Here is a 24994-nt window from a genome sequence, read left to right on the forward strand (position 1 = left end):
GGATGAAGAGCAGCGATAGCCTGATCAAAGGCAGGTTAAAGCCGGCGGCTTACGAAGCGTTCGCGCGCTACCTGAATCGCTATGTGGACGTCATGAAAGAGGAAGGGGTACCGATCTTTGCCCTGACGCTGCAAAACGAACCGCACTTCGAACCGGAGAATTACCCGGGCATGCGGGTCGATCCGGCCGCACGCGCGGCCTTCATCGGCGGCTATCTCGGGCCTCGCCTGGCGGCGGAAAACCCGGGCACCTTGCTGTTTGACTGGGATCACAACTGGGACGAACCGGATTCGCCATCGGCGGTCCTGGCCGATTCGAAGGCAGCATCGTACGTGAGCGGCGTGGCATGGCACTGCTATGCCGGCGGCGTGGACGCGCAAGCCAAGGTGCACAGCAAATTCCCCAACAAGGACGTGTGGTTTACCGAGTGTTCCGGCGGACGCTGGGCGTCGGATTGGTCGGCGAACCTGCAATATTTCGTGCGCACCCTGGTCATCGACAGCACACGTAACTGGGCACGCGGCGTACTGTTCTGGAATCTTGCGCTGGATGAAACGGATGGTCCCCACCTCGGCGGCTGTAACAACTGCCGCGGTGTCGTCACGATCGACTCGCACAGTGGCGAGATCACGCGCAACGTCGAGTATTACGCGCTGGCTCATGCCAGCCGCTTTGTGAGGCCGGGTGCGCGGCGAATTGCCTCCAGCGACAGCGCCGGCGATCTGGCCCACGTGGCCTTCAAGAATCCCGACCGCTCGATCGCCCTGCTGGTAGCGAATGCAGCGGGCGAGTCCCGCATATTTTCCGTGCGCGTCGGCGCGCGCAATTTCCGCTATACGCTGCCTGGCCGCAGCGTAGCGACTTTTACCTGGAATGGAGGAGCCGGATGGCCGGACAAGTAAGCAACAGAAGACAAGCAATGAAACTCATGTGCGGCGCCGGTTTGGCAGCCTGCCTGCCCGCGCTGCCGGGACTGGCCCGGGCGGCAGCGCCATCACAGCCCTGGACGGTCTACACGACCGCACAAGACAGCGGCAAGCGCTTCGCAGCGCAGACCTTGCCAATGCCGAGCGCCGCCAGCCAGCCGCTTGAAACGGAAACGGCGGTGTTTGTCGATACGCGCAAGGAATTCCAGAAGATCTTCGGCTTTGGCGGCGCGGTGACCGATGCCGTGGCCGAAGTCTATGCAAAGCTGAAACCGGCTGCACAAGACGCATTCCTCACGGCCTACTTTGATCCTCGCCAGGGCCTCGGCTACAACGTGGTACGCACCACCATCCACAGCTCCGACTTCAGCAGCGGCAGCTATACCTATGTGCGCGACGGCGACCGTGGACTGGAGTCGTTCAGCATCGAGCATGATCTGAAGTACCGGGTGCCCTTGCTGCGCAAAGCGCTCGCCGCAGCGGTGTCGCAGGGCAACCAGGTCCGTGTGTTTGCCAGCCCCTGGAGCGCGCCGGGATGGATGAAGTCCAACGGCAGCATGCTGCACGGCGGGACGCTGCTGCCAGCCTACCGCGATGTGTGGGCGCAGTACATGGTGAAGTTCGTGCAGACCTACGAAAAGGCGGGCATTCCGCTGTGGGGCCTGTCGGTGCAAAACGAACCGATGGCAACGCAGAAATGGGAATCGATGATCTACACGGCGGAAGACGAAACACGCTTCCTGGCCGACCACCTGGGACCGGCGCTCAAGCAGGCCGGCCTTGGCGACAAAAAGCTGATTGTGTGGGACCACAACCGCGATTTATTGCCTCAGCGTGCAGCGCATATTTTGTCCGACGCCAAGGCGCGGCAATATATCTGGGGTGTGGGTTTCCACTGGTACGAAACCTGGACCAAGGGACAGCCCATGCATCGCAATGTCGCGGCCATGCACGAGGCTTACCCCGACATGAATTTCCTGCTGACGGAGGCGACGGTCGAGAAATTCGATGCATCGAAGCTGCAGTCCTGGTCCAATGGTGAGCGCTATGGCAGTGAAATCATTGGCGACCTGAACGCCGGTGCCGTTGGCTGGGTGGATTGGAATATGCTGCTGGACAGCCGCGGCGGACCCAATCACGTCGGTAATTACTGCTTTGCTCCCTTGCATGCCAGCGATGACGGTGAACTGATCTTCACCCCGAGCTACGCCTATCTGGGCCACTTCTCGCGTTACATTCGCCCGGAGGCGCGCCGCGTCAGCGCTGCAGCGAGCCGCAGTACGCTCGATACCGTCGCTTTCCGCAATGCCGATGGCAGTGTGGCGATCGTTGTGATGAACCGTAGCAGCGAGCCGCAGCGTTACCGCCTTGCGATCGATGGCCTGGAAGTGCCGGTGGAGATTCCGGCGCATGCAATCCAGACGGTGGTGCGATAAGGGGACTCAGGCTGCCAGGACCAGGCAGCCAAGCTTGAATGGCGTCTCCTTGCCGCGCATGAGCGTGGCGAGGAGATTGGCTGTGCCGCAGGCGAAAGTGAAGCCGAGCGGGCCGTGGCCGACGTTGAGCCACAGATTGGAATACTGGGTGGCGCCGATGATCGGCGCGGAATTCGGCGTGGCGGGACGCAGGCCAGCCCAGGCTTCGGCGTGGTCGTAGTCGGCCGCGTGCGGTATGGTGGTGCGGGCCAGCCTGGTGAGGCCGGCGATGCGGTGCTGGTCGATGGACGTGTCTTCGCCCACCATGTCCACCATCGCCGCAATGCGCAGGTTGGAGCCGATGCGTGCGTACAAGGTCTTGCGTTCGAAGTCCGTCACGCTGATTTCAGGCGCGCGGTCGCCTGCGCGGATCGGCGCGGTCAGGCTGTAGCCCTTCAGCGGATACATGGGCAGGTAAATGTCGGCGGTGGCGGCCAGGTTGCGGCTCTGGATGCCGGCGGCCAGCACGAACTGGTCGGCTGCGATCCAGCCAGCGCTGGTTTCGATGGCAGACACCTTGCCGCCTTCCGTGAAGATCGAACGCGCTTCGGCGTGCACGATGCCTTCGAAGCGTGGATGCGACATCAGGCGCTTTTCCAGTGCGAGGCAGAAGGCGTGGCAATCCGCGACGGCTTCGCCGCTGTTGAAGATGCCGCCAGCCAGCGATGGCGCGAGTTCAGCCAGCGCAGGTTCCATTTGCGCGGTTTCAGCACCGTTCAGCACTACGCGGTTGCCTTCCGAATCCGGCTTGGCGACAGCTTTCTTGAATGCTTTTTCAGAGCGGTACACCACCAGCTTGCCCGCGTCACGCCAGGAAAACTCGGACAGCGGAATCGTCATTTCAAGCTGCGCCATCGATTGACGGCTCAGCTCACCCAGCTCCAGCAGCTTGGCGGTGGTGCGCGCGTTGTCGGTCGCATTGCAGTTGGCGAGGAACTGCGCCAGCCAGCGCCACTGGCGCATATCGGCTTCGGGACGGAAGCGCAGCGGACCGGCTTCCTGGAAGATCCATTCCAGTGCCTTCAGCGGCACGCCGGCATCGGCCAGCGGCGAGACGTAGCGATAGCTCAGCTGCCCGCCATTGCGCGCGCTGGCCGCGCTGCCGACGGTCGGCGCTTTTTCGAGCAACGTCACGCGATAGCCTGCTTCCAGTAGCCACCAGGCCGAAGTGAGGCCCACGACACCGCCACCGATCACGACTACTTGCTGTGCTTCTTGCTGCATTACGCCTCGCTAAGGCCTATGTAGGGCCGGGTTTCTCTTGATGACAGATTAACGGCGCGCCGACACATGTCGCCAATTAAACTTCTTTCGGCGGCCATAACCTCTGGTCATGAGGCGTCGCCGCGCACGGCGGATCAATGATCCGCCCTACGGCATCGTGGGGCGTATTCGATCGGCGCGTAGGGCGGGTCATTCGAGCCGCCGTCTAGCGGCCGTCGCCCAGCACGGCGCGCTTGTAGAGGGCATCCAGAATGAGTTCTTCGGTACGGGTGTGGGCGGAGTAAGTGCCCGGATAAGCATCCGGATCGCTGGCGAAGCCACCGATCAGCGACACCAGTCCATTTTTATTTTGCAGATCGACCACAAAAGTGGAGATCAAACCATACGCTTCGCCCAAGTGGCCAACCGCATTGAAACCGCCGCCGGACACTAGCCGGTTGCCCTTGCCCGGCTCATTATCGAAGCGCTGCGTGCCCAGCCCCCAGCTGTGATACAGGCCTTTCAGCGTATCGCCGTTCTTGCCGTTGTAGTGCCACTGTTCAGAGAACATGGTCTTCAGCGACTCGGGCTTGAGGATTTGCTTGCCCTCGTAACGCCCGTTATTGATCAGCATGAGCATGATCTTGCCCATATCGCCAGCCGAGATGCGCATGCCGCCGGTCGGGCTGAACAGCGTGCCGTTAGTGCCGATCTGGTAATGGTCAACACCCGCGGGCTGCTGCGGCGGCGTGACGCCGAAGTCATCCACCTGCGCGATCCACGGTCCTTTCGCGTCCCAGATTTCGGTATCACGCGTGCGGCGGCGGTACAGCGTGGCGGTATCGGACACTTCCTGTGCCGTGAACTCGGCAGGGTTGTAGCCACCGTGCAGGCCCATTGGCGTCAACAGCAGGCGCTTCATCAGGCGGTCGAAGCGCTCGCCGCTGGCGCGCTCCATCAGCGTGCCGATCACGCCCCAGTTCAGATTGCAGTAGGTGAAGTATTCGCCGGGCGCACCGTCCTTCGCAAACATCTCGCCCTTGCCGTAGCGCTTACCACCAGACAGCAGCACTTCGCGCAAGTCGGTATCGGTGCCCCAGAAATAGCCTGCATCGTCGCGCAGCGTGGAGGTATGGCTGAGCAGCGTGCGCAGGGTGATCGGCTTGTCGGGATAAGCGGGATTGCGGACCGGATAGCCCAGCACGGTGCTGATATCCGCATCCAGATTCAGCTTGCCCTCTTCGACCAGCTTCATCACGCCGAAGGTGGTCATCATCTTGGAGATGGAGGCGATGCGGAACATCGTCGTTGGCGTGACCGGCGCTGTGGCGCCGTTACCGGCAGTATCAATGCGGCGCAGGCCGAACTGCTGCTGGTAGGAGACTTTGCCATCGCGGATCGCCAGCACCGACAAGCCGGAAAGCGGGCGCTGCGCATCGTTGACGATTGCCGCCAGCTCGCGGTCCAGCACCGCAGTGGGCGTGACGGTTGCAGGCCCGGCCGCCATCACATGGCTCATTCCGCCCAGCAGTATCGCTCCAATCAGCGCGCGCATCGTCATTCAGCCTCCTGTGTTTGTTATGTCAAAAAGCATACGTTGGAGGCGGCCACAGGGGCCAATGAAAACTGATTATGCGCACATAACCATCTGGCATATGTAACAAAAAATCAGCGTGAAAAGCTCATCGCTATTAAACTACTGCATAACAGGAGAAATGCAATGAGCCACCCCGGCGCAGAATTCAAACCGGATCTAGAAGATAGTTCACCGCTGTATATGCAGATTGCCCGCAAGTTGAGCGACGATGTGCGCAACGGGCGATATCAGGTCGATCAGGCGCTGCCTTCGGAACGCACGCTGTCCGAGCAGTTGAATGTGTCGCGCGTGACGGCGCGAAAGGCTATCGACCAGCTGGTCGAGCAAGGGCTGGTCGTGCGCCGCCGCGGTTCGGGCAACTACATCGCGCCGCGCATTGAGCAGCCACTGTCCAATCTCTCCAGCTTCTCCGAACAGCTGCAGCAGCGCGGCTACAAGCCCAGCTCGCGCTGGCTGAAGCGCGCCATTGTTACCGCCAGCGCGGACGAGCAGATGAGCCTTGGCCTGTCGCCCAACACCAAGGTCGCGCGCCTGGAGCGGCTGCGCCTGGCGGACGATGTCGTCATGGCCTACGAGGTGAGCGTGCTGCTGCAAAGCGCCGTGCCGCGTCCCGAAGAAATCGGCGACTCGCTGTATCAATATCTGGAATCGGTCGGCAAAGCGCCCGTGCGCGCGCTGCAGCACATTCGCGCCATGAACGCGCCGGCCGAGCTGGCGGAGCGGCTGGAAGTGCCGGAAGGCCAGGCCGTGCTCTTCATCACCCGTATCGCCTATCTGGATTCGGGCGAGGCGGTGGAGCTGACCCATTCCTACTGCCGCAGCGACCATTACGATTTCGTCGCGGAGATGCGCCGCGCCGCATAACCTGGTGTAATGCCCATGTATCTTCCTTTCATGGGCTGGGCGGATGATTTGGTATTACACTGGTCTTCATCATGCTAAAAACCGAAACCCCCAGTAGCCTGCATACCGGGCTCGACCAATACCCTACAGAACAGCTGGTTGCCGCTTTCGTAGACGACCAGCTCAACGCGGTGCAGGCAGTCCGCAACGCCGCCCCTTCCATCGCAAAAGCTATTACCGCAGCAGTACCACGCATCGAAGCGGGCGGGCGCCTGCTCTACGTGGGCGCGGGCACGTCCGGCCGCCTCGGCGTGCYGGATAGCGTGGAGCTGTACCCGACTTTCTCCTGGCCGCACGGGCGCGCGCTGGCGCTGCTGGCAGGCGGCGAGTCGGCCATGTTCCAGGCCGTCGAAGGCGCAGAAGATGACCGCGAGCAGGGCGCAGTTGACCTGCAAGGACTGAAGCCGACGCCGAACGATGTCGTGCTGCTGCTGGCTGCCTCCGGCGGCACCCCATACGTGCTGGGCGCGCTGCATGCCGCGCGCGCAATCGGCGCACTGACCATTGGTATCGCCAACAACGTGGATGCGCCGGTCGCGAACGAGGCCGAAGTGGGCATCACGCTGGACACCGGTTCCGAAGTTATCTCCGGCAGCACGCGCCTGAAAGCGGGCACCTCGCAGAAGATCGTGCTGAACACAATCTCCAGCGCCATCATGGTCCGCCTGAACAAAGTCTACGGAAACTTGATGGTAGACTTGAAGCCGACCAACGCGAAGCTGTTCGCGCGCACCGTGCGCCTGACCATGCACGCGACCGGCGCCGATGAAGCGTCGGCCCGCAGCGCGCTGGAGCAGTGCGGCTTCCACGTGAAGGTAGCCGTGGTCGCACTCCTGAAAAAAGTAAACGTACAGCAGGCGGAGACCCTGCTGGATCAAGCGAAAGGAAGCGTCCGCGGAGCGCTTTCCGCATAAAACAAAAGGAACGCATGGAACAAGCGCAGCAACGCAACCCATGGTGGTGGGTGCCCTCACTCTATTTCGGTCAAGGCATCCCCTACTTCGCCGTGATGGCCTTGTCCACGACGATGTACAAGAACACCGGTATCTCCAATACCGACATCGCGTTCTACACTTCCTGGCTGTACCTGCCCTGGATCATCAAGCCRCTCTGGTCGCCGATCGTTGAAATGTTCGGCACCAAGCGCGCCTGGGTGGTCGTGCTGCAGATGGTGATTGCCGCATCGCTGGCCGCCGTCGCCTTCACGACACCGCTGCCGCATTTCTTCCAGCTAAGCCTTGCCGCCATGTGGCTGATCGCCTTCAGCTCCGCCACGCACGACATCGCGGCGGACGGCTTCTACATGCTGGGCATGCGTCCCAAGGACCAGGCGGCCTACGTCGGTGTGCGCAGCACCTTCTACCGCGTCGCCAACGTGGCTTGCAACGGTGGCCTGACTTATATCGCCGGTGAGCTGATCAAGCATTCCGGCAATCCGCACCTGGCCTGGGGCATTGTGTTCGGCATCATGGCCGGCGTGTTCGGGCTGCTCGCGTTCTACCACCTGTTCATGCTGCCGAAACCGGCGGTCGATCGCAAGACGGCCACCAGCAGCAACCCGTTCAAGGAATTCTTCGATACCTTCGGCGCCTTCTTCCGCAAGGACGGCATCGTGGTCATCCTGCTCTTCCTGCTGACCTTCCGCCTCGGCGAATCGCAGCTGCTGAAAATGGCGGTGCCCTTCCTGCTGGACCCAGCAGATAAAGGCGGTCTGGGCCTCGACACTTCGGATCTCGGCATCGCCTACGGCACCATCGGCGTAATCTCGCTGACGGTCGGCGGTCTGCTGGGCGGCTGGGTCATTTCGCGTTATGGCCTGAAGCGCTGCCTGTGGCCGATGGCGTTTGCGACGCACTTGCCTGACCTGGTATTCGTCTATCTGTCCCACGCCATGCCGCAGAATTTCGCGCTGATTTCCGCTGCCATCGGCATCGAGCAATTCGGCTACGGCTTCGGCTTTGCGTCCTACCTGATGTTCATGATCATGGTGGCGGAAGGCGCACACAAAACTGCGCACTACGCTATCTGCACCGGCTTCATGGCGCTTGGCATGATGGTGCCGCAGATGGCGAGCGGCGCCATCCAGGAATATCTCGGATACCCGCATTTCTTCATCTGGGCCTGCACGGCGACGATCCCCGCCTTCATCATGACGGCGCTGATCAAAGTGGACCCGGCGTTCGGCCGCGAATAGGTACAATACAGCGCTTCAGCGTTGCGGAGGTTGGTAGTGAGTTTTAGTTCAAAAAGGCGTCTGACCCTTGCGGCGGGTGCGGCGAGCGCGATTTCCGCCATCCTTGCCGCCTGTACCACGCCCATGCCGCCCGATAAAGGCACCGCAACTCCTGCCAGCGGCCCGGCGCCGGCGGGCAGTATGCCTGGCGCCACCACGCAGCCCGGCGCACATCCACCGTTCACCGGCGACCAGCCACCGCCCGCGCCGCGCGAATTTCGCGCCGCCTGGGTGTCGACGGTCGCCAACATCGACTGGCCTAGCCGCAGCAACCTGCCGGTAGCGAAGCAGCAGGCGGAGGTGCTGGCCATCCTCGACCGCGCCAAAGCTCTGAACCTGAACGCTATTGTCTTGCAGGTACGCCCAAGTGCCGACGCGATTTATCCATCGAAGCTTGAGCCATGGTCGGAATACCTGACCGGTGCGCAAGGCCGCGAGCCATCGCCGGCATGGGACCCCCTGCAATTCTGGATCGCCCAGGCACATGCGCGAGGGCTGGAACTGCACGCCTGGTTCAACCCATACCGCGCCCGCCACTCCACCGCCAAATCGCCAAACGCGCGCGACCACATCGCCAACACCAAGCCGCAGGTGGTCAAGCAGTACGGCAAATTCCTGTGGATGGACCCGGGCGAAGAAGCGGCCGCGCAGCAAACGCTGGACGTGATCCTGGACGTGGTGCGCCGCTACGACGTGGACGGCGTCCACATCGACGATTATTTCTATCCCTATCCGATCGAAGCCCCAAGCGCCAACGGTGGCGAAGCCGCCGCGCTGGACGTGCCATCGAACGGCAGCAAGCCGGAACTCGACTTCCCCGACCAGCCGGCCTGGCAACGCTACGTGGCAGGCGGCGGCACGCTGGACCGCGCCGCATGGCGCCGCCAGAACGTGAACCAGCTGATCGAAGCGATCTACAACGGCATTCACAAGGAAAAGGCCTGGGTACGTTTCGGCATCAGCCCCTTCGGCATTGGCCGTCCGGACCGCCGACCGCCCGGCATCCAGGGTTTCAGCCAGTACGACAAGCTGTATGCGGACGCCGAAACCTGGCTGCAAAACGGCTGGCTCGATTACTTCACGCCCCAGCTCTACTGGCCGATTGCCCAGCAAGCGCAAGCCTTCCCGGTGCTGCTCGATTACTGGCAAGGCCAGAACAAACGCGCCCGCCACCTGTGGCCGGGCCTGTACACCAGCCGCATCGACAACACGGATAAGTCCTTCTCGCCGGACGAGATCGTGCAGCAGATCGAGTTGATGCGCAGCCGCGGCACGGTGGACGGCCATGTCCATTTCAGCATCGCCGCGCTGATGCAAAACCGCAAAGGCATTTACGACCAGCTGAAAGCCGTCAGCTACCAGAGCGCCGCGCTGGTGCCGACTTCGCCCTGGCTGGGCAGCGAAGCGCCGGCCGCGCCAACTGTCGCAGTCAAGCGCAATGGCAGCGGCCTGGCCATCGCTTTGGGCACGGTGCCGAAAGCGACCCAGTTCGCCATCTGGGCGCGTTATGGCGACGAATGGCGCTTTGTGGTGGCGCCGGCCACGCGCAGCGAAGTGGTGCTGACGGACGATGGCGGCGTGCCGGCACGCTCTGTCGTCGTGACGGCGGTCGATCGCCTCGGGAATGAGAGCGCGCGCGTCGCGGCGACCTTATAACCTCAAGGAATGAGAGCCGTGCAAGCTTTCATGTGAACTTGTCAAGGAACGGTCTTAAACTTACGCGATCATGGGCAATTCCGATTCCGACCGTTCACTTGGACTGGGCATAGACGCCGGCGGCACGCAAACGCGCTGGGCGCTCGCTGAGCCATCCGGGAACATTGTCGCCGAAGGCACGGTCGCGGGACTCTCCGCCCTGATGATGGCCAAACCCGCTGGCCGAGAACAAGTGCACGCCATCTTCGCTGAACTGGCCAAGGACGTGCTGGATTCCGGGAAGCCTCTGCGCGTGTGCGCAGGGCTGACGGGCTTCGGGGGCGATGGCAATGTGCTGCTGGGCTGGCTGTCCGACCTCCTCGATGTGCGCCTGGACGCCATCACCATCTGCAACGATATCGAAATCGCCTACCTCGATGCGTTCGAGCCGGGCGAAGGCTACCTGGTCTACGCCGGCACCGGCTCCATCGCTGCCTTCATCGATGCCGAAGGCGAGTTCCACCGCGCCGGCGGCCGCGGCGTGATGCTGGACGATGCCGGCGGCGGTTTCTGGATCGCCCGTGAAGCCATGCGCCGCATCTGGCGCAACGAGGACGAGCAGCCCGGTTCCTGGACGGATTCGCCCATGGCGCATGCCGTGTTCGACCACGTCGGCGGTAATGACTGGGCCTTCTCCCGTTCCTTCATGTACACCCGCGAGCGTGGTGAAATCGGCAAGCTGGCGCTGGCCGTCGCCATGAGCGCAGGCGCCGATCCGGCCGCGCGCCACATTCTGCTGCAGGCCGGACGCGAACTGGCCCGCCTGGCGCTGGCGCTGGTGTCCCGCTTCGGGCCGCGTCCCATCGTGCTGGCCGGCCGGGCCGCCGAACTGCATCCCCTGATTTTCGAAGCCATGCGCGCTGAACTGCCGCCCGGGCTTGAGCTGAGCAAACAAACTGCCCATCCTCACTACGCGGCTGCCCGCATGGCGGCCCGTCCACGCAACTAAAACATAAGAGACGTCCATGATCAAAAAACTGCTGCTCGCTTCCCTGGTATCCGTGCTGGCCGGCTGCGCCACTCAGCCGCCGACCATCGACCATACGCTCGGCCCGTCGAAGGGACAGAGCAGCCGTGTGCGTTTCATCGTGATTCACTACACCGTGTCCGATCTGCCGCTGGCGATCAAGCAGCTGACCGAAGGTGAAGTCAGCGCTCACTACCTGCTGACCGATGAGGAAAAGCCGAAGTTCTACGCGCTGGTGGATGAAACCCGCTCCGCCTGGCACGCCGGCGTCAGCAGCTGGAAAACCTACACCCAGCTGAACAACAGCTCGGTCGGTATCGAAATCGTGAATCCGGGCTTCAAGGAAACGCCGGAAGGCCGCGTTTGGTATCCGTTCAAGCAAGCCCAGATCGACCAGCTGATCGCCCTGGTCAAACAGATCAAGGAACGCCATAACGTCGCGCCGGAAAACATCCTCGGCCACGCCGACATTGCCCCGCAGCGCAAGCAGGACCCGGGTCCGCTGTTCCCGTGGAAGCAGCTGGCTGACGCCGGCCTGATCACCTGGCCGGACGCCAACGAGGTCGCCTCCAAGCGCGCCATCTACGAAGCCCAGCTGCCGGACGTCGCCTGGTTCCAGAACAAACTGGCCACCCACGGCTATGCCGTACCGCAGACTGGCGTGCTGGATGAGGCCACCCACAATGTGATGGTCACCTTCCAGTCCAAATACCGCCAGAGCAAGTGGGACGGCGTGCCGGATGCGGAAACCGCCGCGATTCTGGACGTGCTGACCACACCGAAGCCGCCTGTTGTGGCTGCCCCGGCGGTGGCTGCACCATCCAAGCCATAAGCATTGCCCCGCGTTGCGCCGCAGGCAGGTTTCCCCTATCCTGCACTGATTCCCGCAGGATTCTGCGGCGTAACGATGAGGAATTGAAGCGATGCGGCTGCGTCATATAGAAGTTTTCCACGCGATCATGCAGGTCGGCACCATCAGCGGCGCCGCGCAGGTTTTGCATATTTCGCAACCGGCAGTGACCAAGGTCTTGCAGCACTGCGAACTGCAACTTGGCATGCCCCTGTTCGAACGCGTGCGCGGCAAGCTCTATCCAAAGCCGGAGGCGCACCGCCTGTTCGCGGAAACCGAAAAGCTGCATCGCGACCTGCAGGGTATCCGCCGTCTCGCTGCCAGCCTGAAGGGGCATGCCGAAGAAACCATTCGTTTGGTGTCCACGCCGACCATTGCGATCAGCGTGCTGCCGCAAGCGATGAGCGCATGGCGCCGCGACTTCCCCGGCGCGCGCTGCGAGCTGGGTACGCACCACACCACCGAAATCGTGAACATGCTGCGGCTGGGCGAGGCTGACCTCGCACTGTCGCTACAGGACCCGCGCCATCCCGGCATCGTCGCCGAGCCGCTGGCGCAAGGCCTGATGACGGTAATCGCCCCGGTGGGAACCTGGCGTGACGAAGAGCTGTCGCAGCCGCTGACGGCCGAAGGGCTGGTGGGCGAACTGATTGGCTACGCCGACACTGACCCGCTGGGCGAGATGGTGGTCGCAGCCTGCGAAGCGCAGGGCCAGCATCCGAATTTCCGCACCGTGGTGCAGACTTACCAGATCGCGCGCTCGCTGGTGGAAGCAGGCAGCGGCATGGCGGTGGTCGATCCGTTCACGGCAGCATCCGCATTATCAACTCGCGTACAGCGCCGCCAATGGGCGCCTGCGATCCCGATCCAGCTTTACCTGCTGACGGCCGGGCACTCGCCGCTGTCGCACGGCGCACGCCAACTGGCCGACAGCATTGCGGCTGCGGCGCGCGCCTGTCTCGAAACAGGAAACACATGAGCCGTACCATCCGCAGCGAAGAGATCCCCGGCAGTCCGGAATTCCGTCACCTGAGCACGATTGCCGATATCGGCATCGATTTGCGCTACGCGACGCCGGACAACTTCGTCGGCCGCGATCTCTATTCGCCGCTGGATTGCGCGTGGCTGCACACTGATGCTGCCGCTGCCATTGAGCGTGTGGTGGCGACGCTTGCCACACGCGCGCCTGGCCACAAGCTGTTGATCCTCGATGCCCTGCGCCCGCATAGCGTGCAGATCGAACTCTGGGACGCCCTGGCCGGAACCGACCTGCAAATGTACCTCGCACCGCCCGAGCGCGGCTCCATTCATTCCTTCGGCATGGCGGTAGACGTGACCATTCTCGATGCGGCTGGACGCGAACTGGATATGGGCACCGGCTTTGACGACATGACCGAGCTGTCGCATCCGATCCTGGAAGAGAAACACCTCGCCAGCGGCGCGCTCACAGCCGCACAAATCGCCAACCGCAAACTGTTGCGCGACGCTATGACCGAAGCCGGCTTCGTCGGCATCAACAGCGAATGGTGGCACTTCGACTGCGGCGACCGCGTTCAAGTGCGCGCCAGCTACGCCAAAGTCCTGTAGTGATAGAGTATTGCCACTCAACTAATGGAGGGGCAATGAACAAACTCAATGCACTCATCTCGAGCCTGCTGCTCGCCGCTGGCGCCGCACACGCTGCCGATACGCAGCCAGGCTGCTATCACGCCAACGAAACGGCTGAGCGCGCAATTGGCTATTGCAGCGCCGTGCGCAATGGGAACCTGCTCTACGTCTCCGGCCACACCGGCAGCGGCGACATGCCGGGCGCCGTGCAGATGGTCTACACAAAGCTCGGCAAAACACTCGCCGCGAACGGCCTGACGTTCGCTGACGTGGTGAAGGAAAACATCTACACGACCGATATGGACGCGCTGGTCAAGGCCAAAGACCTGCGCCTGCCCTTCTACAACAACCATCTGCCCGCCGCCACCTGGATCAGCGTCCAGCGCCTATTTTCGCCCCAGCTGGTCATCGAAGTCGAACTCATCGCTGCCTTCCCGCCGGGGAAGTGAGTTTGCTTGCGCGAGCGCAGAGTCGCTCGGAACCTTGCTGCTTTCCTTTTACTTTCCTGCTGCTTCCGGCAGGGGCGACAACTGATTCGTGCCGGTGTGGGCGGTCCAGTCGATGAGGGCGTCGACGATGCTGCGGCCGACGCCGTTGCCGGCGTGGTCATGGTTGACCATGGCGACGACGATGCACAGTTGGCCGTTCGCGTCAGGGACGTAGCCTGCCACGGCGACAACATCGCGCAAGGTGCCGGTTTTCACGCGGGCGCGCTGGGCGGCGGTGCTTTCTTTCAGACGGCGCTTCATGGTGCCATCGACGCCGGCGATCGGCAGGCTGGTAAGGAATTCAGGCGCCCACAGCGATTTCTGCGCGGCGCRCAGCAGGCCGGCCATTTGCACGGGACGGATGCGCTCCACGCGCGACAGGCCGGAGCCGTTTTCCAGCACCAGGCCGGTGTCGTCGATGCCATGCGCGCGCATCCAGTTGCGCACCACGAGCTCGGAACGCGCCAGCGTGGGGGAAGATGGCGCAACGTCGCCGCCGCCGGGCGATGCTGCTGCGGCAGGCATCAGGTCCAGTGGACGGCTGCCCAGCTTGGCATCCGCTTGCAGGCTGCCGAGGCTGAGGAAGATGGAGCGCGCAAGGCCGTTATCGGAAGGCTTGTTCGTGTCGCGGACGATTTCGGGCAGCGTTCGCGATACATGTTCGGCCAGCAGGTTCGCTGCACTGGAAGGTGCTTCGGCTTCAACCACCGAGCCACTGAATTTGCCGCCCAGCCGGGCCCACGTCGCGCGGAAGAAGCGCTCGGTGAAGTCGTGGCGGTCCAGCACATTGACCACATTGGTCTTGGCGCAGTTGCGTGGATAGGTGCCCTTCAACACCACCGTCAAGCGAGAGCCGTTGCGCACATACTCCGGCACCTTCCAGCCATCTTCCCATTTCGCGCATTCGCCATTGGTCAGTTCCAGCTCGGACTTTACCGACACCTTATCCAGCTCCGGCAGCATCGACACGCGCACCGACTTCGCATCCGATGCGATATCCACCGTGAGCATATTCATGTTCAGCCACAGCGCATCAGGAATCACGTTGTAGTAGGCTTCAGGCGACTCATCGAACTGCGGTGCGCCGACATCAAGGCGAGATGGCTGCCACAGCGTACGGTCCAGCACCAGATTGCCTTCGATGCGGCGAATTCCTTGCGTGCGCAGCTTCTCCAGCATATGCGTGAAGGCGTCCACGGTGAAATCGCCATCTGCGCCGCCACGCAGGACGAGATCGCCGTACAGCGTGCCATTGGAAACCTGGCCATTGCTGCGCAGCTCCGTGCGTCCTTTGAATACCGGACCAAGTTCGTCGAGGCCGACCATCGTCGTCACCAGCTTCATGGTCGATGCGGGTGCGAACGGCTGGTCCGGCATATTCGAAACCAGCGTCTGGTCGCCGCGTAGCACCAGCGCACCAATGGCCTCTTCGGGAATACCATTTGCCGCAGCGAGACGGGCGACAGGTTCCGGCAGCGCAGCATGCGCCACGCCGCAAGCGGCAATCAGGGAAGCGAGAAGCAGACGACGCATGAACACTCCTTATCCGAAGAAGACGTAAGCCACACCAATCGCGGCGATCACGCCCGCGAAGTCGGCGATCAGGCCGCAGGAAATCGCGTAGCGCGTTTTGCGGATGCCCACAGAGCCAAAATACAGGGCGACGATGTAGAAGGTGGTATCAGCCGAGCCCTGGAACATGCAGACCAGGCGGCCAATGAAGGAATCTGGACCATAGGTCTTCATCGCGTCGATCATCAGCGCGCGCGAGCCGCTGCCGCTCAGTGGACGCATGAGCGCAGTCGGCAGCGCATCCACGAAATCGGTGCGCATGCCGAGGGCGCTGAACACCCAATGGAAGCCCTCCATCACAAAGGTCAGCACGCCCGAATTGCGGATCACGCTGATCGCGACCAGCATGCCGACCAGATAAGGAATCACGGTGAGCGAAGTCTGAATTCCCCCCTTCGCTCCTTCAATAAAGGCTTCGTACACGTTCACCTTCTTGCGCAGCGCGCCGACCAGGAACATGGTGATGATGCCAATTAAAATCAGATTGCTGGCGACCTTGGACACCGTCTCGATCTGTGAACGTTCCAGGTAATGCGTGAAGTAGAAGATCAGTCCCGCGATCGCAGCGGTCATGCCGCCCAGCCAGCCCAGCACCACCGGGTCGAACAGGTTGATGCGCTGACGGATCGACACCGCAATAATGCCCGTCACAGTCGCGAAATAAGTCGCGATCAAACAGGGAATGAAAATGTCCGATGGATCGGCCGCGCCGAGAATTGCGCGTTGCGCCATGATCGCCAGCGGGATCAACGTCAGGCCGGATGTGTGCAGCACCAGAAACATGATCTGCGCGTTGCTGGCCGTTTCCTTGTTGGGGTTCAGCGACTGCAGGCTTTCCATCGCCTTCAGTCCGAACGGGGTGGCGGCGTTGTCGAGGCCCAGCAGGTTGGCGGAAAAATTCATGACCATGTGGCCGGTGGCCGGGTGGTCCTTTGGCACTTCTGGGAAGATGCGCGAGAAGAATGGCGAAATGATTTTCGCCAGCCAGCCCACCGCGCCAGCCTTTTCGCCGACGTTCATGATGCCCAGCCACAGCGTCATCACGCCGGCCAGCGGCAGGGCGATATCCATCACGCCGGAACGGGCCGAATCAAAGGTGCCGTCGATGACTTTTTTGAAAATCTCGGTGTCGCCCAAAAACAGCCACTGCGCCAGCGCTGCCGCGAACCCTACCAGGAAGAAGCCGGACCAGATGTAATTGAGTGACATGAATTCCCTGTTGCGAATGTGTTTGCAAAAACCAGCGGCGCACAGCAGGTGGCTGCCACGATGTGGCAGCCACCAGGTTTAAGCCGTTGGTTTCCAATTTTGAAGCCAAAGTATAGGGCGCGCTGATGAAACTATGCAGGTCAGGCATGTAAAAAAGTTATAAGCTGCCGGAGGTAATTCACTGGCGCGGCGGCGCGGCCTGCCTTATGCTCTCCGCCGCAACCAAAAGGACAGGAAATGAAGAGACTCTGGAGCGCATCGTCCACCATCGCCGCAGCCATCGCACTCGCTTTTGCCGCGACGGCGCCCGTTCACGCCGACGAGCCAAAGGTGCTGCATGCCCTGCTGTCGACTGGCGAAACCGGCCTCGATCCGGCCGTGGCCTCCGATCTGGCCAGCCTGAGTCTCCTGGAAAATCTGTTCGATCCTTTGCTGCGCTACGACTACGATGCGCGCCCCGTGAAGCTGGCGCCCAGCTCCGCACGCGACATGCCGGTCAGTGACGCCGCCGGCACCACCTGGACCTTCCACCTCAAGCCCGGCATGTTCTTCAGCGACGACCCGGCCTTCAAAGGCCGGAAGCGCGAAGTGACTGCGGAGGATTACGTCTACAGCATCAAGCGCCTGTACGACCCGTCGCTGAAATCGCCGTGGCTGTTCATGTTCGAAGACAAACTGGCTGGCGATGAAGCGTACAAAAACGGCAAGTTCGACTACGCGAAAAACATCGAAGGCTTGCAGGCAGTGGACAAGTACACCCTGCGCATCAAGCTGAAGGCGCCCGATCCCAGCTTCCTGTTCTACATGGCGCTGCCCGCAACGGGCGCGGTGGCGCGCGAAGTGACCGAAGCCTATGGCCTGCAAGTCGGCAATCATCCCGTCGGCACTGGCCCCTTCAGCATGGAGGAATGGAAGCACAGCGACAAGATCACGCTGGCGGCCAACCCGAACTATCAGCAGCGCTACGACGGCCGCAAGCTGCCGCAGGTGGACAAGGTCGAGGTCAAGATCATGGAGGAGTACCAGTCGCGCGTGCTGGGCTTCCTGAATGGCGAATTCGACTACATCGAGCAGGTGCCGGAATCGCTGCGCGATATGGTGCTCGACCCGTCCAAGGCCAAGCCGGCGCTGAAGCCGGACCTGGCGCAGCGCGGCATGGTGCTCAGCCCCTTCCCGGTGCTGCAAACCTACTACATGTGGATGAATATGGATGACCCGGTCGTCGGCGGCTACGGCAAGGAAAAGGTCGCGCTGCGCCGGGCCATAGCGCTGGGTTATAACGGACCCGAGGACGTGGCGCTGCTGAAGAAGGGCCTGGCCATCTCTGCGCAGTCGCCATTGCCGCCCAATGTGCTGGGTTATGACCCCGGCTACCGCAGCCCGGTGCAGTACGATCCGGCACTGGCTAAAGCGCTGCTGGACCGCTTCGGCTACCGTGTCGGCAAGGACGGTTTCCGCACCATGCCGGACGGATCGCCGCTCACGCTGACGATGCACACCGAGCCGACAACGGTGGGCCGCCTGCGCGATGAACTGTGGCGCAAGAACCTGAACGCCATCGGCTTGCGCGTGAACTTCAAGAGCGACAAGAAGACGGAAATCATCAAGGCTTCGCGCCTTGGCAAGGTGCAGATGTTCGAAACCAACTGGATCGCCGACTTCCCGGATGGCGAAAACTTCTTCCAGTTGTTGTACGGTCCCAACAGCGGCCRTGCAAATTACTCGCGTTTTAACCTGCCTGAATACAATCAGCGCTACGAACAGGCCCACAAGCTGTCGGACGGTCCGGAGCGCCAAAAGCTCTACCGTGAGATGTCGCAGCTGATCAATGCATACAACCCCTGGGTGCTGCTAATTCACCCTATCTCCGCCGATATTCAGCAACCGTGGCTAAAAAACTACAAGCGACATCCGGTCGAACTGACCAATTGGCGCTATGTGGATATCGACGTCAAAGGGCGGGAAGCGGCTACTCACGGCGCAGTCCGCTAGAATACGCGCCTTTTCATTACATAAAGTTATAGGCTGGCCAGTAATTTTCATTAGCTGGCAAGTTTTCCACCGCGATAACCTGAACTTGCAAAGAAGCGCAATGCCACGACATTGCCCGCTCGCTTGTCGCAGTGGAGTCGGTAACACATCTAAATTTGGGAGAGACCCGTGAAGGTAAAAACGCTGGCGCACATGATTGCGCTGATTGGTGTAGTAAGCCCTGTGATGGCACAGGAAGTTGCCCAGCAACCTATTCAGCGGGTTGAGATTACCGGTTCCAGCATCAAACGCGTTGCCAAGGAAGGCGCGCTGCCGGTGCAGACGATCACCTTTGACCAGATCGAAAAATCTGGCATCACGAATACCGAACAACTGCTGCGCTCGATCGCTGCCAACGGCACCGGCGCGGACAATATGACCTCCGGTAATAACGTGTTCGGCGCCGACGCCGACCGCGTGTCCGGCGGCGCATCCTTCGCATCCCTGCGCGGCCTCGGCCCGAACGCGACCCTAGTGCTGTTGAACGGCCGCCGTGTGGGTAACCACGGCGCTTCCGGCAAGGCAGTTGACCTGAACTCGATTCCGCTGGGCGCGATTCAGCGCGTGGAAATCCTGAAAGACGGTGCTTCCGCAATCTACGGTACCGACGCCATCGGCGGCGTGGTCAACTTCATCCTGAAGACCGACTACAAGGGCCTGGAAGTGGGCACCGACCTGAACGGCACCCAGCACGGCGGCGGCATGAATCGCCGTTATACCTTGCTGGGCGGCCTGGGCAGCCTGAACGACGACGGCTGGAACGTGATGGCCAGCGTCACCCACGACGTGAACGACAAGCTGAGCTCGCACCAGCGCGACTTCGCCAACGGCTTCCAGCCTGAGCGCGGCCTGTCGCCGGACACCACCGGTACGCCGTTCGCCAACATCCTGTCCGGCGCCGGCACCGCACTGGGCACCGGCTTCAAGGTCCCTGGCGATAACACCACCTATCTGCAGGCTGGCCTGCTGAGCCTGCAGCACAAGTGCGACAGCATTCCTGGCATGTCGCAGTACCAGACCGCGCTGTGGAAAGACGTCACCTCGCCGGCGCGTTCGACCTACTCCYGCGCCTATGACTACGGTTCGGACTATGTGATCAGCTTCCCGGTCGAGCGCACCAATGCCGTGTCGCGCGCCACCCTGAAGATCAACGACAACCACAAGGTCTTCGTTGAACTGCTGGGCTCCCGCACCGAAGCGACCGCATCGCTGACCCCGCTGCAGATTTCGACCAGCCTGGCCACCGGCTCGGCTTATCCGGTCAACGGCCCGTACTACCAGAGCCTGTCGGCCTATATTCCGACCTACGACAACACCAAGCCGATCATCTACAAATGGCGTGCTAACCCTTGGGGCGACCGTACCCAGAACAACGTGACCGAGAACTACCGCGGCCTGCTGGCAGCGGAAGGCACAATCCTGGACAAGTACGACTATAAGGTCGGCCTGTCGCGCGCCGAGTCCACCACCAAGACCGCGCTGATCGATGGCTACGGCTATACCGACAAGATCTACTCCGCCCTGGGCACCGGCAAGATCAACCCATGGCTGGCTCCTGGCCAGACCCAGACGGCCGAAGCCATGAACCTGATCGAGTCGACCAAGTTCTACGGCCAGCTGCAGCACGGCAAATCGACCCTGACCCAGCTGGATGGCTCCATCTCCGGTGAAGTGTGGCAGCTGCCGGCTGGCGCGCTGGCCATGGCAGCCGGTGTCGACCTGCGCCGCGAAACCTACGAATTCGCCCAGGACGTGGACGCTACCAAACTCCTGCTGGCGCCAGGTAACGCCAACCAGAACAAGGTGAGCCGCGATATCCGCGCCGTGTACGCCGAAGCGATCATCCCGGTCATCAAGGATCTGGAGGTGCAGCTGGCGGTACGYCGCGACGATTACTCCGTGATCGGCGCCACCACCAATCCTAAGGTCTCGTTCCGCTACCAGCCGACCCAGAGCCTGATGTTCCGTGGTTCCGCCAACAAGGGCTTCCTGGCGCCGAGCTTCACCCAGCTGTACTCCGGCCGTCTGCTGCAGGAACTGCCGAACGGCATCATCGACCAGGAAGGCTGCGCTGCGCACCCTGGCAATCCGGACTTCTGCGCGATTCCACGCCTGAACTACAACACCGGCGGCAATCCGAACCTGAAGCCGGAACGTTCCAAGCAGGGCACGCTGGGTATGGTGATCGAGCCGATCACCGGCTTCTCCGCCTCGCTGGACTACTGGATGATCAACATCAAGGATCGTATCCTGAACCGCACGCCGCAAATCGTGCTGGCGAACTGGCAGTACCTGCAGGACCAGATCATTCGTAATCCGCAAACCGGCGTGATCGACCACGTTGAAGCAGGCTGGATCAACGCAGCCGGCCTGAAGACCCGCGGTCTGGACGTTGGCCTGCGCGGCGACTACAAGATCGGCGGCTACAAGACCAGTGCGACCCTGGATGGCACCTGGACCCAGAGCTTCAAGTTTGCCGAGTTCGAAGGCCAGCCGTTCAAGGAGCAGGTCGGCCAGTTCAACACCCGCGACGTGTACCTGCGCTGGAAGCACAACGCCAGCGTCAGCGTTTCGCGCGGCGACTGGAGCGTGCTGCTGGTGAACAAGTTCGCTACCGGCTACAACGACGAAGTGCCGAACGGCGGCAAAGGTACGCCTCCAGCGGGCTGGGACCCGAAAGTGGCGAGCTACACCACCTTCGACATGTCGGGCACCTACACCGGTATCAAGAACACCACGATCACCCTGGGCCTGATCAATATGTTCGACCGCAACCCGCCATTCACCGCCCACAACGTGGACGAAGTGGTTGGCGCTGGCTGGGACCCGCGTATTGCTGACGGCCGTGGCCGTTCGCTGATGTTCAACCTGAAGTACAAGTTCTTCTGATCTCCAGACGGACATTCGGCCGCCTCGTCGCGGCCACCCTGGCCGCTGCCAGCCTCCCGGCGGCAGCGGCACGCAACACACGCAGAAAGCAAGCCATGAACAAACCCGGCCTGATCAAGCCGCCCCGCCTGCTGCCGGGCGATACGATTGGCCTGGTCGCTCCCGGCGGCCATACGAGTGCGCCTTCCATCGCGAAGGCCATTCAGAACATCGAATCCCTCGGTTTCAAAGTCAAACTGGGCAAGAACCTGGAAGCCGTCTACGGCAACTACGGCGGCCTGCCGCAGCAGCGCCTGGACGACCTGCACGCCATGTTTGCCGATCACGATGTGAAGGCAATCTGGGCGATCCGCGGCGGTTCCGGCTGCATCCAGTTGCTGGAACACTTGGATTACAAGCTAATCCGCAACAACCCCAAGATCCTGATCGGATATTCCGACATCACGGCCCTGCACCTGGCGATCCACAAGCACGCCGGACTGGTGACTTTCCACGGACCGGTGGCCTCGTCCACCTTCTCCGATTATTCGGTCACGCATCTGCTCAACGTGCTGATGCGGCCTGAAGAGGAATACACGATCCCGATGTCGATCGAGAACAGCCGCAAGGCTGAGGAAGAGCCGCAGTACGCCTTGCGCACGGTGGTGCCGGGCGTGGCGGAAGGCCCACTCATCGGCGGCAATATGTGCCTGGTCAGCGCCCTGGTCGGCACGCCCTATGCGGCCGACTTCCACAAGAGCATCGTGTTCCTGGAAGAAGTCAACGAAGCGCCCTACCGCATCGACCGCATGATGATGCAGATGCATCTGGCGCAAGGTTTCCCGAATGCCTCCGCGGTCATGCTCGGCGTTTGCGAGAACTGCGGTCCGCAGGATTCGGATATTTCGCTGACCCTGGACGAAACCACCGACCAGCACCTGAAACCGCTGAGCATCCCGGCCGTGACCGGCTACTCCTTCGGCCACATCCGCAACCAGTTCACGCTGCCGGTAGGCCTGCGCGCGCGCCTCGACACCGAGCGCCAGACTCTCACCCTGCTTGAACCCGCCGTCAGTTGAGCCGCCGAGGCGTGTCGGGGTCTGGCCGCATGGTGTGTAGAATGAGCCCATGCGCATTCTCAAGCACAAGGCCATAGCTCATGTGTTGGCGCATCCCCTGGACTTTACGCTGCAATGCCTGAAGGGATTCCGGGCTAATCAGGGGTTGCTGCTGGCAGGCGCAGTTGCCTACTACTCACTGCTCTCCATCGTCCCCTTGTTGATGCTGGTCGTGGTCGCTTTATCCCACATTTTCGAGCAACAAACCTTACTCAGCACCATCGGACACTACCTCGAATGGCTGGTGCCGGGACAATCCAGAGCCATCGTCGCCGAGGTCGGCCATTTCCTTGAGCACCGCGACCTGGTCGGCTGGGTGCTGGTGCTGACCATGCTGTTCTTCTCGTCGCTGGCCTTCACCGTGCTGGAAAACGCCATGTCCGTGATTTTCACGCACCGCGTGGCCGTGCGGCGGCGGCATTACCTGGTGTCGGCGCTGCTGCCCTATTGCTATATTCTCTCGCTCGGCGTCGGTGTGATGGTGGTGACCCTGGTGGCGGGCAGCCTGCAGGTCATCGGCACCGAGTACGTGCGCCTGTTCGGCTACGACTGGTCGCTGCATGGCTTGTCGGGTGTGCTGCTGTACCTGCTGGGCCTGGCCGGCGAAGTGCTGATGCTGAGCTCTATCTACCTCGTCATGCCGGTCGGACGGTTATCCTGGCCGCATGCGCTGATTGGCGGCGTCACCGCCACCGTGCTGTGGGAAGTCGCGCGGCACGTGCTGGTGTGGTACTTCACCACGCTGTCCAAGGTGAATATCGTCTACGGCTCGATGACGACGGCCATTGTCGTGATGTTCAGCCTGGAGATCGGCGCCACGCTGCTGCTGYTCGGCGCGCAAGTCATTTCCGAGTTTGAACGCGTGGGCAGAGGCGAGAACGGCAAGATCGCGCGCCCCATGCATACCCGCCGCGCTTAAGCTGGCAGCGTGATCGTGAAGCGGGCGCCGCCCAGCGGCGACTCGTCCACCGCCAGCGTGCCGCCATGCAGCGCGATCGCCTTCGACGCGATCGACAGGCCGAGACCGAAGCCGCCCGTGCTGCGGTCGCGGCTGCGGTCCAGCCGGTAGAAGGGTTCGAACACGCGCTCGCGCTCTTCGGGCGGAATGCCCGGGCCATCATCCTCCACCATAATGCGCACAGCGCCCACCGCGCCCGCAGCACCCACCGAGCCCATAGCGCCCACCGCGCTCGTATCCTGTTGAGCGCCGGCGCTGCAGCCCAGACGCGCCGCCGTGAGACGCACCTGTCCATTGGCGTACTTGAGCGCATTGCGCAGCAGATTGCCGACTGCGCGCAGCAGCAGGCGCTGGTCGGCATTGCCGTCGCCAAGGTCGGCCGCCAGATCAAGCTGCACGCCGATAGCGGCCGGCGGCAGCGAGTCCACGCAATCCTTCAACGCCGGCGCCAGGGCGAACTGCTGGCGCTGCAAGGCCTGCCCCGCGTCGAGGCGTGCCATGCCCAGCAACTCGTTGACCAGCTCCTTCAGCTCGGCTACGTCGCCCTCCATGCCATCGATGCGCTTGCTTAGTACCGGGTCGTCCGCCGCATCGCGCAGCAGCTCCATGGCGAATTCCAGCCGCGCGATGGGCGTGCGGATCTCATGCGAGACCGAATGCAGCAGGCTGCGTTGCGACGCCAGCAAGCTCTCGATGCGGTCCGCCATATGGTCGATGCGCTCCGCCAGCGGGTAGACGCTCTCGCGGGGCCGCATGCGCGCACGGGCCGACAGCTCGCCCGCCCCAAAGCGGTCCGCCACGCCGGATAGCTGCTGCAGGCTGCGCCAGTGCGCACGCGACCAGAAGCCGATTGGTATCAGCAAGACCAGGGCCACAATCACATAGCGCACCATTTCCAGCTGCAGGGCGAAGCCGATGTCGATGGGCAGATTCTGGGCCGATACCGCTTCCTCCTCGCTGCCGATATAGCGCTCGCCCTTCAGGTCCACGCGGCGGTAGAAAGCCTTGTGCGGCACATCCAGCACCAGTTCACCGCGCTCGAAGGCGGCGGCCTCGTGGCCGGACAACTGGCCGCGCACGCTGGCCAGCGGCACCAGTTCGTAGCGCACCTCCGATACCTCGCGCACCTTGTTCAGGCGGTCCAGCCATTGGTCGGCAGGCGCCTGGTCGACATATTGTTCCAGCAGGAAGATCTGGGCCGAGGCCTGGCGGCGGGCGATGCTGTCCAGCGGGTCGCCGAACAGCCGGTTGATAGTGAAATAGACAATGAACGCCGCCACGCTGATGGACAGC

The 24994-nt window shown here is 62.3% G+C and carries 20 protein-coding genes; 15 read left to right on the top strand and 5 right to left on the bottom strand.

Annotated features, from left to right (window positions below; genetic code table 11):
• Window positions 1-902: glycoside hydrolase family 30 protein (locus tag AB4Z11_RS01125; RefSeq protein ID WP_442022077.1), on the top strand; the 902-nt coding region annotated here is incomplete at its 5' end.
• Between the two features lie 17 nt (window positions 903-919).
• Window positions 920-2362, top strand: coding sequence for a glycoside hydrolase family 30 protein (locus AB4Z11_RS01130; protein WP_442022079.1), 1443 nt, complete (start codon window positions 920-922; stop codon window positions 2360-2362).
• Between the two features lie 6 nt (window positions 2363-2368).
• Here the strand turns inward: AB4Z11_RS01130 and AB4Z11_RS01135 are convergent, their stop codons facing one another.
• On the bottom strand, window positions 2369-3625 hold the full coding sequence (locus AB4Z11_RS01135; protein WP_442022081.1) for a D-amino acid dehydrogenase: 1257 nt from the start codon (window positions 3623-3625) through the stop codon (window positions 2369-2371).
• 205 nt (window positions 3626-3830) lie between these two features.
• A complete protein-coding gene (locus AB4Z11_RS01140) occupies window positions 3831-5165 on the bottom strand; it encodes a serine hydrolase domain-containing protein (protein ID WP_442022083.1) in 1335 nt (444 codons plus the stop codon).
• Window positions 5166-5324: 159 nt separating this feature from the next.
• Between AB4Z11_RS01140 and AB4Z11_RS01145 the strand changes: the two genes are divergently transcribed.
• From AB4Z11_RS01145 to AB4Z11_RS01185, 9 genes are all read left to right on the top strand, one after another.
• On the top strand, window positions 5325-6065 hold the full coding sequence (locus AB4Z11_RS01145; RefSeq protein WP_442022085.1) for a GntR family transcriptional regulator: 741 nt from the start codon (window positions 5325-5327) through the stop codon (window positions 6063-6065).
• A gap of 71 nt (window positions 6066-6136) precedes the next feature.
• The gene (locus AB4Z11_RS01150) at window positions 6137-7018 is read left to right on the top strand and encodes an N-acetylmuramic acid 6-phosphate etherase (protein ID WP_442022087.1); all 882 of its coding nucleotides are present in this window, start codon (window positions 6137-6139) and stop codon (window positions 7016-7018) included.
• A 14-nt stretch (window positions 7019-7032) separates the two neighbouring features.
• Entirely contained in the window at window positions 7033-8298 is a 1266-nt protein-coding gene (locus tag AB4Z11_RS01155; protein ID WP_442022089.1) for an AmpG family muropeptide MFS transporter, read from the top strand.
• Between the two features lie 30 nt (window positions 8299-8328).
• Window positions 8329-9993, top strand: coding sequence for a glycoside hydrolase family 10 protein (locus AB4Z11_RS01160; protein ID WP_442022091.1), 1665 nt, complete (start codon window positions 8329-8331; stop codon window positions 9991-9993).
• Between the two features lie 70 nt (window positions 9994-10063).
• On the top strand, window positions 10064-10981 hold the full coding sequence (locus AB4Z11_RS01165) for an N-acetylglucosamine kinase (RefSeq protein ID WP_442022093.1): 918 nt from the start codon (window positions 10064-10066) through the stop codon (window positions 10979-10981).
• A 16-nt stretch (window positions 10982-10997) separates the two neighbouring features.
• A complete protein-coding gene (locus tag AB4Z11_RS01170) occupies window positions 10998-11831 on the top strand; it encodes an N-acetylmuramoyl-L-alanine amidase (RefSeq protein ID WP_442022095.1) in 834 nt (277 codons plus the stop codon).
• Window positions 11832-11922: 91 nt separating this feature from the next.
• Window positions 11923-12828, top strand: a complete 906-nt coding sequence (locus AB4Z11_RS01175) for a LysR family transcriptional regulator (protein ID WP_442022097.1) — start codon at window positions 11923-11925, stop codon at window positions 12826-12828.
• A complete protein-coding gene (locus tag AB4Z11_RS01180) occupies window positions 12825-13436 on the top strand; it encodes a M15 family metallopeptidase (RefSeq protein WP_442022099.1) in 612 nt (203 codons plus the stop codon). The genes AB4Z11_RS01175 and AB4Z11_RS01180 overlap by 4 nt, the downstream gene beginning before the upstream one ends.
• 35 nt (window positions 13437-13471) lie before the next feature.
• Window positions 13472-13906, top strand: coding sequence for a RidA family protein (locus tag AB4Z11_RS01185; protein WP_442022101.1), 435 nt, complete (start codon window positions 13472-13474; stop codon window positions 13904-13906).
• A 48-nt stretch (window positions 13907-13954) separates the two neighbouring features.
• Here the strand turns inward: AB4Z11_RS01185 and dacB are convergent, their stop codons facing one another.
• Entirely contained in the window at window positions 13955-15478 is a 1524-nt protein-coding gene (gene dacB / locus AB4Z11_RS01190) for a D-alanyl-D-alanine carboxypeptidase/D-alanyl-D-alanine endopeptidase (protein WP_442022103.1), read from the bottom strand.
• A gap of 9 nt (window positions 15479-15487) precedes the next feature.
• Window positions 15488-16726 (bottom strand): nucleoside recognition domain-containing protein, encoded by a 1239-nt coding sequence (locus AB4Z11_RS01195; protein ID WP_442022105.1) that lies wholly within the window; start codon window positions 16724-16726, stop codon window positions 15488-15490.
• 237 nt (window positions 16727-16963) lie between these two features.
• Between AB4Z11_RS01195 and AB4Z11_RS01200 the strand changes: the two genes are divergently transcribed.
• The 4 genes from AB4Z11_RS01200 (at window position 16964) to AB4Z11_RS01215 (ending at window position 23662) form a co-directional block, all read left to right on the top strand.
• Window positions 16964-18718, top strand: coding sequence for an ABC transporter substrate-binding protein (locus AB4Z11_RS01200; protein WP_442022107.1), 1755 nt, complete (start codon window positions 16964-16966; stop codon window positions 18716-18718).
• 168 nt (window positions 18719-18886) lie between these two features.
• The gene (locus AB4Z11_RS01205) at window positions 18887-21646 is read left to right on the top strand and encodes a TonB-dependent receptor (protein ID WP_442022109.1); all 2760 of its coding nucleotides are present in this window, start codon (window positions 18887-18889) and stop codon (window positions 21644-21646) included.
• 95 nt (window positions 21647-21741) lie between these two features.
• Entirely contained in the window at window positions 21742-22704 is a 963-nt protein-coding gene (locus tag AB4Z11_RS01210; RefSeq protein ID WP_442022111.1) for a S66 peptidase family protein, read from the top strand.
• Between the two features lie 49 nt (window positions 22705-22753).
• A complete protein-coding gene (locus AB4Z11_RS01215) occupies window positions 22754-23662 on the top strand; it encodes a YihY/virulence factor BrkB family protein (RefSeq protein WP_442022113.1) in 909 nt (302 codons plus the stop codon).
• Here AB4Z11_RS01215 and AB4Z11_RS01220 read toward each other — a convergent pair.
• Window positions 23659-24993, bottom strand: a complete 1335-nt coding sequence (locus AB4Z11_RS01220) for an ATP-binding protein (protein ID WP_442022115.1) — start codon at window positions 24991-24993, stop codon at window positions 23659-23661. The two genes, AB4Z11_RS01215 and AB4Z11_RS01220, sit on opposite strands and share 4 nt — an antisense overlap.
• Between the last annotated feature and the right edge of the window lies 1 nt (window position 24994).

Source organism: Pseudoduganella sp. RAF53_2, from assembly GCF_052113985.1.
In the GTDB taxonomy this organism is placed as follows: Bacteria; Pseudomonadota; Gammaproteobacteria; order Burkholderiales; family Burkholderiaceae_D; genus Rugamonas.

Coding starts and splice junctions, on each gene's coding strand:
- AB4Z11_RS01130 (WP_442022079.1), top strand. CDS start 920: ATGAAACTCATGTGCGGCGCCGGTTTGGCAGCCTGCCTGCCCGCGCTG.
- AB4Z11_RS01135 (WP_442022081.1), bottom strand. CDS start 3,625: ATGCAGCAAGAAGCACAGCAAGTAGTCGTGATCGGTGGCGGTGTCGTG.
- AB4Z11_RS01140 (WP_442022083.1), bottom strand. CDS start 5,165: ATGACGATGCGCGCGCTGATTGGAGCGATACTGCTGGGCGGAATGAGC.
- AB4Z11_RS01145 (WP_442022085.1), top strand. CDS start 5,325: ATGAGCCACCCCGGCGCAGAATTCAAACCGGATCTAGAAGATAGTTCA.
- AB4Z11_RS01165 (WP_442022093.1), top strand. CDS start 10,064: ATGGGCAATTCCGATTCCGACCGTTCACTTGGACTGGGCATAGACGCC.
- AB4Z11_RS01170 (WP_442022095.1), top strand. CDS start 10,998: ATGATCAAAAAACTGCTGCTCGCTTCCCTGGTATCCGTGCTGGCCGGC.
- AB4Z11_RS01175 (WP_442022097.1), top strand. CDS start 11,923: ATGCGGCTGCGTCATATAGAAGTTTTCCACGCGATCATGCAGGTCGGC.
- AB4Z11_RS01180 (WP_442022099.1), top strand. CDS start 12,825: ATGAGCCGTACCATCCGCAGCGAAGAGATCCCCGGCAGTCCGGAATTC.
- AB4Z11_RS01185 (WP_442022101.1), top strand. CDS start 13,472: ATGAACAAACTCAATGCACTCATCTCGAGCCTGCTGCTCGCCGCTGGC.
- AB4Z11_RS01195 (WP_442022105.1), bottom strand. CDS start 16,726: ATGTCACTCAATTACATCTGGTCCGGCTTCTTCCTGGTAGGGTTCGCG.
- AB4Z11_RS01210 (WP_442022111.1), top strand. CDS start 21,742: ATGAACAAACCCGGCCTGATCAAGCCGCCCCGCCTGCTGCCGGGCGAT.